We start from the raw sequence: 11695 nt of genomic DNA, 5'->3' as shown, positions 1-11695 counted from the left end.
AGGCAACTACAGTACGCGACGTATTAAATTTAACTCTAATTTCTCTGGTTAAATTTTCGTTACATAGTTATAAATTTTCCCGCCCACCTACTTATGTAAATGATGGGAAGGAAGACGCGATTCATCGCGTCTCTACAAAATGTATTTTTATATTCAGCTTTCTCTTCTAATTCCAAATATTCTTCTGGGGTGTAGTAGCGCTTTTCTGTTTGTAAAACCATATTAATTAACTCATAAAATGAAGGAATGGATATGTTATCAATAGCGTAACGTACCCTAAAGATAGGGAAAATAAATATTTTTGTTATACAAATACGGTTGCAGACAATGTAACAATAGCGATCGCAAGCCAATATTTTTAGCCATACCCACCAGTGAAAGCCCCTACCAACATCTCTGCACAAACTCAGAATCGCAAAGCCGATCACATTCGGATCTGCTTAGAGGAAGATGTTCAGTCTCATCAAATCACCAATGGACTGGAACGTTATCGCTTCACCCACTCTTGCTTACCCGAACTCAACCACAACGATATTGATATCAGTACAACTTTCCTGGGGAAACACCTTGGCGCACCCTTGTTAATTTCTTCCATGACTGGCGGAACAGAACAAGCCGCAATCATTAACCAACGTTTAGCCCAAGTCGCGCAACACTACAAAATTGCAATGGGTGTCGGTTCCCAGCGCGTAGCGGTAGAAAGACCCCAGGTAGCTGATACTTTTGCTGTCCGCAAGTATGCCCCTGACGTTCTACTATTTGCGAACTTGGGCGCTGTGCAACTTAACTACAAGTACGGCTTAGATGAATGTTTGCGCGTAGTTGATATCTTAGAGGCTGATGCCCTAATTTTACATATTAATCCTCTACAAGAGTGCATTCAACCCAAAGGTGATACTAATTTTCGGGGTTTGATTGACAAGATATCTGATTTGTGCATTAAACTACCAGTACCAGTAATTGCGAAAGAAGTTGGTAACGGCATTTCAGCAGCGATCGCACAAAAACTTCTCGCCTCTGGAGTAGCAGCAATTGATGTAGCTGGTGCGGGGGGTACTTCTTGGGCAAAAGTAGAAAGCGAACGGGCAGAAAATCCCTTGCAACGTCGCTTAGGAAGGACTTTTGCTGATTGGGGTTTACCGACGGCAGAGTGTATTACAACTATTAGAGCGATCGCTCCAAATGTACCCTTAATTGCTTCGGGAGGTTTGCGTCATGGATTGGATATTGCAGCCGCGATCGCCTTGGGAGCAGATATAGCTGGTTTAGCAATGCCTTTTTTGCAAGTAGCAGCAATATCAGAGACAGCAGTGGCGGAACTTGCTGAAGTATTAATTGCCGAAATTACCACAGTCTTATTTTGCACTGGCAACGCCACCTTATATCAGTTAAAGCACTCTGATAGTTTACAGCGCATAGAATAAGTAAATAGGTCATTTGTTCTTTGTCATTTGTAAATGCCCAATTTCCAATTCCCAATAACTAATAACTAATGCGTAATTTTATCAAACAAACTTTTGCTAGTTTAATTGGCACCTTACTAGGACTAATTATTTTCGGTGGTCTGGGAACCACTGGATTATTCTTGCTGATATTGGCTGCTACTTCCTCTAAAGATACTGGGCCAAATGTGAAAGATAAGTCAGTGTTGGTTTTTGACTTGTCAATGAAAATTACTGATAGCGAACCTAGTTCAGACGAACTGTTTCAAAGCACAATATCAGGTGTAGATGACGAAAGAATGGCACTCCGCAAAGTTGTGGAAACTTTGGAAAAGGCGCGGCGCGATCCGCGAATTGTCGGGATCTATTTAGATGCAACAAGCACAAGCCAAGCTGGTAACGTCGGCTATGCCTCCCTGAAAGAAATTCGGAAAGCGTTAGAGGAGTTTCGCGCAGCGGGGAAAAAGATTGTCGCTTATGGCAGTGATTGGAGTAAAAAAGAATATTATCTTAGTTCAGTAGCAGATTCCATTGTACTGAATCCTCTGGGAATGATGGAAATCAACGGCTTGAGTTCACAACCGATGTTCTTAGCGGGTGCATTGCAGAAATATGGCATTGGTGTTCAAGTCGTGCGGGTGGGAAAATTTAAAGGCGCTGTAGAACCGTTTATCCTCAAAAAGTTGAGTCCAGAAAACCGCGAACAAACTCAGAAATTGTTGGATGATGTTTGGGGAGAGTGGCGCACTACTGTAGGCGCAAGTCGGAAAATTGAACCTAACCAGTTGCAAGCGATCGCAGATAGTCAGGCGCTACTCGAAGCCACACAAGCCAAAACTAGCGGTTTAGTCGATCGAGTAGCATACCCCGATGAAGTGGTAACTGATCTCAAAAAGTTGACAGATAGCGATAAAGACGACAAAACATTCAAACAAATTAGCCTGAATAGTTATGCAGAAGTTTCTGGCAAATCTTTGGGTGTAGAACGTAGTTCAAAAAATGAAATTGCCGTTGTTTATGCTGAAGGTGAGATTGTCGATGGTAAAGGAGAAGATGGGCAAGTAGGAGGCGATCGCTTTGCTAAAATCTTCAAGAAACTCCGACAAGATAAGGATGTAAAAGCTGTTGTATTACGAATTAACAGTCCTGGTGGTAGCGCTACCGCAGCCGAAGTTATGCAGCGAGAGGTGAAATTAACTCGTGAAGCGAAACCGGTTGTAGTTTCAATGGGTGATGTAGCCGCCTCTGGTGGTTATTGGATTGCTAGCGACTCTAACCGCATTTTTGCCGAACCGAATACCATTACAGGTTCAATAGGTGTATTTGGGTTGCTGTTCAATGGTGCAAAGCTAGCGAGTGATAACGGCATCACCTGGGATTCGGTAAAAACTGCAACCTATGCTGATAGTCAAACAGTTTCGCGTCCGAAATCCCCTCAAGAGTTGGCACTTTATCAACGTAGTGTGAACCGAATTTATGATATGTTTTTGAATAAAGTTTCTCAAGGTCGGAAGCTCCCAGAACAAAAAGTTGCAGAAATTGCTCAAGGACGGGTTTGGTCTGGTGTAGCCGCTAAGGACATTGGTTTAGTGGATGAAATTGGCGGTTTGAATAGTGCGATCGCCTATGCTGCCAAGCAGGCGAAACTAGGAGAAGATTGGGAAGTGCAAGAATATCCTCGCACTAACAGTTTTAGAGAACGGTTTTTTGGACGTGCAACTGAAGAGGTGCGGACTACTTTAGGAATTGAGGGAACGCAACTCAAACAACCCAATCCCCTCACCAATGAATTCCAAAAGTTGCAACAGGAAATCGGACTTCTGCAAAAGATGAACGATCCACAAGGGGTTTACGCCCGTTTGCCTTTTAACTTGAAGATTGAGTAAATGCTTTTTTGAGCATCGAATTACCCAAAACAAAAACCTCAAAGAGTCCTAACAGACATCCCTCTCCAAAGCATCCGAGAGGGACAGGTTTTGCATAGCAAAACCAGGGTGAGGTTTCTTTAAGCCTTAACCGAAGCATATTAAGTTCTGACTTTTCAGGTTAGGGACTTCCAAGAAATAAATTATTCCAAGAAACGAACCACAGAGACAAGGCAGCGCGGTCTTAGGGGTTTCCCCATGAGCGACTGCCGCGCAGAGAACGCAGAGAGAAGAAATAGAGAGAGTTTTTGCCTCAGTTTTGGAACATTTTTTTATTTGGAAGTCCCTTATGTGCAAAAGCGCACGAAAAACCTAACCCCCTTCCCGACGTTCTAAGGGGGAAAATTCAAAGTCTCTCTCCTTAAAGGATGAGAGAAATAGAAGAGAGGTTTTCCAGATACCGTGAAAAGTCAGTATTAAGTTAAGTGATATCCAGCAGCCAAACCCCATCAAATATCTCAGAAATTATACTGAACCACTTAGACAATAAATGTAACTAACATATACATAAATCTTATCAAGATGCTGAATATGTCAGATTTACCGCTTCAGTGCAAAAATTTGAAAGAGCAGGTTGAGTCTATATTACAACTTTTACAGCAAGAACCAACGCTACGTTTCCAAGATATTACACCTGTACAAACTTCCTTAAATAAGGCGATTTCTCCAAAGTTTGAAATTGTATTTGCAGGTGCGTTTAGTGCCGGTAAATCAATGCTTATAAATGCACTATTAGAGAGAGAATTACTTTACAGCGCAGAGGGACACGCTACAGGTACAGAATGCAAAATCGAGTATGCAGAAGTAGATAAAGAACGTGTTATTTTGACTTTTTTAAGTGAAGTAGAGATTCGGGAACAAGCAGTTTCTTTGTGTCAGCAACTAGGATTTAAGACAGTAGCTAATATCAACCAAGCTGATGTAATTAACTTGCTACGCCAAGGTTGTGAAGCAATTATTCAGCACGAGGGTGGTGAGAATAAATCAGAACGTGCAAAACAGGCGAAAGCGTTAATTTTGTTATTAGAGGGATATATAGCAAACCGCGATCGCATCAACACGGTTAATAATGCTACATATTCAATGGAGCAATTTAACTTTTCCAATCTCAAGGAAGCAGCTGGATATGCCCGTCGTGGTAGTAATAGTGCAGTATTGAAGCAAATAGAATATTACTGCAATCATCCTTTGCTACAAGATGGTAATGTAATTATTGACACGCCGGGTATAGATGCACCAGTAGAGAAAGATGCACAACTAACTTATGCCAAAATTCAACATCCTGATACTTCGGCGGTGGTATGTGTGCTAAAACCTGCTGCGGCGGGTGAGATGACAAAAGAAGAAACAGAACTTTTGGAATTAATGCGGGAGAATGGGGGAGTACGCGATCGCGTTTTCTATATCTTCAACCGCATCGATGAAACTTGGTATAATACTCAGCTGCGGCAACGATTAGACGATTTAATTAGTGGGCAATTTCACAATTCAACCAAGGTTTATAAAACAAGTGGATTATTAGGATTTTATGGCAGTCAGATTAAACAGACAAACCAACAAGATAGATTTGGTTTAGATTCTGTTTTTGCAGAAAGTATTAAAGGTTTAGATGGTAAAGAAGAAACACCACAATTTGTCTATGCGTTTAACAACTACTGTGTAAATTCAGGAAAGCTGTCTTCCAGTAAATTTCGTGTCTCTGTTAACGGTTTTGAAACCCCAAATCAAAATTATGTGCGAATTCTGGGAGATTGGGGCAGTGAAATTATAGAACAGCTAATTAAAGATAGTGGTACTGAAGAATTTCGCACAGCAATTACTCGCTATCTTACCGAAGAAAAACGTCCCCAATTATTTAAAAATCTTGCTGATGATTTGGAAGATGTTTGTATTAATCTGAAAAAATATTATCAGAGTGTCCAACGCGATTTAGATAGTCAGCCCCAAGAAATTGAGACGATGAAGGCGCAAGAGTTACAACGCCTAAATCAGCAACTCCAGCAAATTGGTAGAAACTTTCACGAGCATATCACAGAAGAAGTTAACCAAATAATTAATAATTATTGTGATGCTTTTGAAGCAGATTTTAAGCAATTGCAATCAAGAATGATTCGCCGTTTAGATGAATTGCTAGATACTTTTTCTGTAGCTTCTGCTTATCAACGTGCAACTATCAGCCATCCTCGCAACGCTACCGCACCTTTAATTGCTATTTTAGTAGAGGCATTTTATTACTTAGCAAATCAATTAGAAGATATTTTGGTTGAATCTTCTCAGCAAGTAGTAGCAAATTATTTTCAGCGATTGATTGAAAAGATTCGCAAGTCAGAATATTATCGTCACTTGTATCGTTTATTAGATAATGATGGTGGAATTGAACAAGAGATTAGAATGTTAGAAAAAGGAGTTGCTCAAGCATTATTTAGTGCAGCTAGTGTAGAGTGCGATCGCTTTGTGCGAGAAAGTCCCAGATTTTACGATGAAGGCACTTTTTCTATATATCAGTTTCGCCAGACTTTATCACAAACTTCTCAAGGTTACGACGCTGAAAGTATCGTAGAAGCAGAACCAGCAATTAGGCAATTATTGAAGTTAGATTTTGAACCAAAAGTTTCCCAAACTATTCGTAAATCTTTCCGTCAAACCATCAACCAAACACTCAAAACTCAGTTATTAACAATGGCAGAACAGCAAGCAGATGAAATTTTGCAGCAATACCCACAGGCGCGGGCTTATTTAGAGAAAACATTGGAACAAGAAGCTGAAGAAAAAATTGCGAATAATCGGCGATTATTGAGTGTTGTTGAAGAAAATATTGCAGCATATAATTCAGCAGCTTCTAATATTAATAGTTGTTTACAGTCGATGCAATTATATGACCATCTTTTGCCTCTAATTGATGACTCATTTGATCCTATTGGTAAGTTTGCTAATAATGGATTTTTGATTTCAGATGTGGTACAAGAAGTTTAATTATACATATCACAATCCTATTTGATTTGTAAAATTCGCGGTGTCAAGATCCCCGACTTCTCCAAGAAGTCGGGGATCTAACTTTTTAATTCGCAACTAAATAGTTATGCTTATCAAACGTCGGGAATTTATCACAACCTGTGGGCTAGCTACCCTAGCCACTCAGATACCAGCATTTACTGCTGAAGGTAAACTATCTCCAAACGCCAGCAGCAAGCCGCCCCGCCTGCAAGCTGGCGATACCGTAGGATTGATTTCTCCTGCGGGTATCGTTGACGCTAAAGACATCGAAGCAGCGCAGCAATCACTTTCACAGTTAGGGTTAAAAGTCAAGCTGGGAAAGCATATTTTAGATCGTTACGGCTATTTAGCTGGTAAAGATGCCGATCGCGCCGATGATGTAAACTTGATGTTTAGCGATCGCACCATAAAAGCAATTATTCCCATGCGTGGAGGTTGGGGTTGTAATCGCATTTTACCCCTGCTCAACTACTCGCTAATCCGCTCCCATCCAAAAATTATCATCGGTTACAGCGATATTACGACGCTGTTGTTAGCAATTAATGCCCGTAGTCAAATGATTACTTTTCATGGGCCAGTTGCTACCTCTACCTGGAATCAGTTTACAGTGGATTACTTCAAGCGCATTCTATTTAATGCTGAAGCTGTGACTATGCAAAATCTCAACCCTAGCGAAGTGCGGATGGAGATAATAGCACCGGGAAAGGCGAGGGGTAAAATTGTGGGTGGAAACTTGTCAGTTTTATCAGCAATGGTAGGTTCACCTTACCTACCTTCTTGGAACAAAAGCATTCTATTTGTGGAAGAAGTTGGCGAGGATGTTTATCGTATAGATAGGATGCTGACGCAATTAAAAACTGCTGGGATACTTAATCAAATTGCTGGCTTTATCTTTGGGCAATGCACTAAATGTAGTCTTGGAGATGAACCATCATTCACATTAATGCAAGTATTGCAACAACACATACTTCCTTTAGGTATTCCTGCTTGGTATGGTTCAATGATTGGTCATATTAAGGATAAATTTACCTTGCCAATCGGTGTAGAAGTGGAAATAAATGCTCAACTTGGGACAATACGAATGTTAGAGGCAGCTGTTAGTCTTGTTTAACGCGATATATCTTATCTGTCGAATTGACGATCATAAAAAGACCTCTAAGAAGGTTTTACTACGCAAAACCGTCCCTCTCCGACTCGGAGAGAGACAGACTTGAATTTTAGTTCAAGGCAGAGAGAGGTTTAAGGAAATCAGCCGCGCCACAGTAATTTTGATTAAAATTTTGATAGACAGTATGCATTTCTCCTCGCTATGTTACGACTAACAGAAGTAAAGCTTCCGCTTGATCATCCTGAAGATGAGATCAAGACTGCCATCCTCAAAAAGCTGCAAATCACAGACGAAGATTTGATTAGCTATTCCATCTTCAAGCGTAGCTACGATGCCCGTAAGAAAGGAGAGATTACCCTTGTTTATATTCTGGATGTAGAAACGATTCAGGAAACTCATCTACTTAAGCGCCTGAAAAAAGATCCTCATGTAATGGTGACTCCAGACATGAGTTATCGCCCAGTGGCACAAGCACCAAGCAATTTGACAATTCGCCCCATCGTCATTGGTACTGGGCCTTGTGGATTATTTGCGGGTTTGATGCTGGCGCAAATGGGTTTCCGTCCCATCATTTTAGAACGTGGCAAAAAAGTTCGCGATCGCACTGCTGATACTTTTGGCTTTTGGAAGAAAAAATCAGACTTCAACCCAGAATCTAATGCCCAGTTTGGCGAAGGTGGAGCGGGTACATTCTCCGATGGCAAACTCTACAGTCAAGTCAAAGATCCTCAGCACTATGGACGCAAAGTATTAACCGAACTCGTTAATGCGGGAGCCTCACCGGAAATTCTCTATATCAACAAACCGCACATCGGCACATTCAAACTTGTGGGAATCGTCCAAAGTATGCGTGCTAAAATCGAATCCCTTGGCGGTGAAATTCGCTTTCAAAGCCGGGTGGAAGATATCAACATCGAAAATGGACAGGTGCGGGGAGTCACCCTCGCCAGTGGGGAATATATCGCCAGTGATTATGTAGTTCTCGCAGTAGGTCATAGCGCCCGTGATACTTTCCAAATGCTATTTGAACGTGGAGTTTACATAGAACCGAAACCATTTTCTATCGGCTTTCGAGTCGAACATCCCCAGACTCTCATCGACCAATGTCGTTTCGGCGCTCAAGCTGGTCATAAGCTTTTAGGTGCTGCCGATTATAAACTGGTTCACCACTGCCAAAATGGTCGTTCCGTCTATAGTTTTTGTATGTGTCCGGGGGGCTTGGTGGTTGCAGCCGCATCTGAACCGGGGCGACTTGTCACCAATGGGATGAGCCAATACTCTCGCAATGAGCGCAATGCCAATAGTGCGATCGTTGTGGGCATCACCCCCGAAGATTATCCGGGTAATGCCTTAGCGGGAATTGATTTCCAACGGCGCTTGGAAGAACTAGCTTTTGAGTTAGGCGGTGGAACTTATGAAGCTCCAGGGCAGTTGGTAGGAGACTTCCTCAACCATCGCCCTTCTACAGCATTTGGTACAGTTAAGCCATCTTATACACCGGGTGTACATTTGGGTGATTTGAGTGAGATTTTACCAGATTATGCGATCGCAGCCATCCGTGAAGCACTTCCCGCTTTTGACAAACAAATTAAAGGATTTGCAATGGATGATGCCGTGTTGACTGGGGTAGAAACCCGCACTTCATCACCGATTCGGATTAAACGCAAAGAAGATTATCAGAGTTTAAATACAATCGGTCTTTATCCGGCTGGTGAAGGCGCAGGATACGCAGGGGGAATCCTCTCGGCGGGTATCGATGGTATTAAGGTAGCAGAAGCGGTGGCTTTAAGTATTTTGAAGAATGTGAGTTTGTAGTAAGCACAAAACGTGCTTAAAAATCCATAAATTAAAGTCCTTACTACGAACTTTATTTACCCTCTCTGCTCAGGAAAAATTGTCAGACTTATCACGCAAGATACTAAAATTTAGTTATTAATAAAGACCAATACAGTTCAGTTAAGCATTTCTTTCTTCTCTTTGCGTCCTTTGCGTCCTTCTCTAACGAGACGCTGCGCGTTCGCGTAGCGTCTCGTTAGAGAAGCCTCTCGAAGAGAAGGAAAGGCGGTTCGTTAAAAAAGAACATGGTTGTTTTTATGTCTGGAGTCAATATGCAATCATGTATCAAGCGCGATCGCAGTGGGGAATTTATCCGATTGTTAAAGCTGGTTCTTTACAGAAGTTAAATATGGCTGACTCAGTTTCTGATTCATCTTCAAATACAGCAGAGATGTACCATTCACAGGGCGAACCATTCGTATATTCAGCCCAAGCAATTGTTGCTGTTTCACCTGATGGAATCCCTGACTCACCCAAGTTAAATGAAGCCCACTCTTCATCATCAATAGATACCCACAACTCTGTAATTGTCAGTTCAGTTTTATTAGTAACAGTAAAGGTGAATTGGTCTGACATAAATAGCCTTTTAGCAATAAATAAATTGCAGATTGTCAGTCACAGATCATACTGACACTTTTTTAAGGCATTTGCAATCTGGAGCGATCGCTAAACCATAATACAAATCGCCAAATTTGAGCTATTTCCGACAGCAGCCCCACGCTGTCCCGTAGTTCAGGGCGGGATAGAAACGTAGTGCGAGATTTATTACTGTGACAAGACTTGTGTGTACACCGTAGCCTTTTTAAGAGGGGAAAAGATGCTTGTACTAGTAGGCACTGACATCGACTAATCGATATCCTTCACTAACTAGCTTGTCAAAAGTTGCTTGATACTGGGCTGAGGTCAATCCATGTCGCGCTTGCCAAGCTGGACTACTAGACTTCTCCCAAATAGCAGCATATCGGTCTTGTCCGTTTACACGGTAACCACTAACGTGAACTAATCGATATCCTTCACCAACTAGTTTGTCAAAAGTTGCTTGATACTGGGCTGAAGTCAATCCATGTCGTGCTTGCCAAGCCCCACCACCAGACTTCTCCCAAATAGCAGCATATCGGTCTTGTCCGTTGACATCATAACCACTGACATCAACCAACCGATATCCTTCACTAACTAGCTTGTCAAAAGTTGCTTGATACTGGGCTGAAGTCAATCCATGTCGTGCTTGCCAAGCCCCACCACCAGACTTCTCCCAAATAGCGGCGTATCGATCTTGTCCGTTCACACTATAACCACTAACGTGAACTAATCGATATCCTTCACCAACTAGTTTGTCAAAAGTTGCTTGATACTGGGCTGAGGTCAATCCATGTCGCGCTTGCCAAGCAGGGCCACCAGACTTCACCCAAATAGCAGCATATCGGTCTTGTCCATTGACATCATAACCACTAACATCAACCAAGCGATATCCTTCACCAACTAGTTTGTCAAAAGTTGCTTGATACTGGGCTGAAGTCAATCCATGTCGTGCTTGCCAAGCCCCACCACCAGACTTCTCCCAAATAGCGGCGTATCGGTCTTGTCCGTTAGCGATCGCTTGTATTGTGTTATGAGGAATTTTCTGTAACTGGATGACATTTTGAGCAAGTACCTTTGTGTTTGTCTGGGCATTGCTGACACTACTAGCAATATTGCTGGGAGCGGCAAAAGCAGAACTGGCTAAAGTTGAAACTAAGACTGCACTAGAAGCAATAAATTTTAAAGAGCGGTTCAACATATTAGTAAAATAAATCTGTAAAGAGTATTGGTTGTTTGGGCTGCACTAACTAAATAGATTGGCATTTGTTTGTATTATAAAATACCATCTAGCAGTGCTGATAATGGTAGATACCCTTAATTTACAAACGATTACGGAATTCTAGATACTGATCTTTTGCTTGTATATCTTTAGCAAATTTTTATAAAATTTTTAGTAAGTAATACTTATGAGCTTTATATTAAATACATAATAAAAACTTATTAAAGTATTCAGCAGAGAATGATTTATTGTCAGGAAGCGCTACACATAAAATGTTAAGTCTACCGATGGATGGGACGAATAACCTGGAAAAGTCTGTAGTACAGCTTGGCTCAAATCCAGCTACCATCACAATTAACCAGACAATTTGCTTAAAGCAACTTGTTAAAGAGTAGGCACGCCGAACTGTACTAATGGCGCAAGGCAGAAGTCATGCATTCAGGCATAATTGTATTCCGAGCTTCTTTCGCCATTTGAAATGGTAGGTTGATTTCCGCCTTGCGGTACTCGTGTTTGCCCAAAGTACCTCTACTAATGGCAAAATGATAAGCCAAACCCAATTTTTATGTGAAGTACTTTGACTCAATGACGG

Annotated in this window: 8 protein-coding genes; 5 read left to right on the top strand and 3 right to left on the bottom strand. The window is 41.6% G+C overall.

Annotated features, from left to right (window positions below; all coding sequences use genetic code 11):
* Window positions 1-59 precede the first annotated feature (59 nt).
* Window positions 60-221 carry a hypothetical protein gene (locus tag V7K25_RS22570; RefSeq protein WP_335160747.1) on the bottom strand — a complete coding sequence of 54 codons (162 nt, stop codon included), beginning with the start codon at window positions 219-221 and terminating at the stop codon, window positions 60-62.
* 153 nt (window positions 222-374) lie between these two features.
* On the opposite strand from V7K25_RS22570, the gene fni reads away from it, so the two are divergent.
* From fni to V7K25_RS22545, 5 genes are all read left to right on the top strand, one after another.
* A complete protein-coding gene (fni, locus tag V7K25_RS22565) occupies window positions 375-1424 on the top strand; it encodes a type 2 isopentenyl-diphosphate Delta-isomerase (RefSeq protein ID WP_335160745.1) in 1050 nt (349 codons plus the stop codon).
* 68 nt (window positions 1425-1492) lie between these two features.
* Window positions 1493-3328, top strand: coding sequence for a signal peptide peptidase SppA (sppA, locus tag V7K25_RS22560; RefSeq protein WP_335160743.1), 1836 nt, complete (start codon window positions 1493-1495; stop codon window positions 3326-3328).
* A gap of 570 nt (window positions 3329-3898) precedes the next feature.
* Complete coding sequence (locus tag V7K25_RS22555; protein WP_335160741.1) at window positions 3899-6340, top strand: dynamin-like GTPase family protein; 2442 nt, start codon at window positions 3899-3901, stop codon at window positions 6338-6340.
* A 106-nt stretch (window positions 6341-6446) separates the two neighbouring features.
* Entirely contained in the window at window positions 6447-7472 is a 1026-nt protein-coding gene (locus V7K25_RS22550) for a S66 peptidase family protein (protein WP_335160739.1), read from the top strand.
* Between the two features lie 198 nt (window positions 7473-7670).
* Complete coding sequence (locus tag V7K25_RS22545) at window positions 7671-9284, top strand: NAD(P)/FAD-dependent oxidoreductase (protein ID WP_335160737.1); 1614 nt, start codon at window positions 7671-7673, stop codon at window positions 9282-9284.
* Window positions 9285-9614: 330 nt separating this feature from the next.
* On the opposite strand, the gene V7K25_RS22540 is transcribed toward V7K25_RS22545, so the two are convergent.
* Entirely contained in the window at window positions 9615-9881 is a 267-nt protein-coding gene (locus V7K25_RS22540) for a hypothetical protein (protein ID WP_335160735.1), read from the bottom strand.
* A 250-nt stretch (window positions 9882-10131) separates the two neighbouring features.
* Window positions 10132-11082, bottom strand: a complete 951-nt coding sequence (locus V7K25_RS22535) for a hypothetical protein (RefSeq protein WP_335160733.1) — start codon at window positions 11080-11082, stop codon at window positions 10132-10134.
* Between the last annotated feature and the right edge of the window lie 613 nt (window positions 11083-11695).

The sequence above is a fragment of the Nostoc sp. genome (assembly GCF_036919495.1).
In the GTDB taxonomy this organism is placed as follows: Bacteria; Cyanobacteriota; Cyanobacteriia; order Cyanobacteriales; family Nostocaceae; genus Nostoc.
The sequence above is the reverse complement of the archived record's forward strand: the minus strand, read 5'-3'. Positions and strand labels throughout refer to the sequence as shown.

Excerpts from the sequence above, each read along its gene's own strand:
- V7K25_RS22570 (WP_335160747.1), bottom strand. The coding sequence starts at position 221 with ATGGTTTTACAAACAGAAAAGCGCTACTACACCCCAGAAGAATATTTG.
- sppA (WP_335160743.1), top strand. The coding sequence starts at position 1,493 with ATGCGTAATTTTATCAAACAAACTTTTGCTAGTTTAATTGGCACCTTA.
- V7K25_RS22555 (WP_335160741.1), top strand. The coding sequence starts at position 3,899 with ATGTCAGATTTACCGCTTCAGTGCAAAAATTTGAAAGAGCAGGTTGAG.
- V7K25_RS22550 (WP_335160739.1), top strand. The coding sequence starts at position 6,447 with ATGCTTATCAAACGTCGGGAATTTATCACAACCTGTGGGCTAGCTACC.
- V7K25_RS22545 (WP_335160737.1), top strand. The coding sequence starts at position 7,671 with ATGTTACGACTAACAGAAGTAAAGCTTCCGCTTGATCATCCTGAAGAT.
- V7K25_RS22540 (WP_335160735.1), bottom strand. The coding sequence starts at position 9,881 with ATGTCAGACCAATTCACCTTTACTGTTACTAATAAAACTGAACTGACA.
- V7K25_RS22535 (WP_335160733.1), bottom strand. The coding sequence starts at position 11,082 with ATGTTGAACCGCTCTTTAAAATTTATTGCTTCTAGTGCAGTCTTAGTT.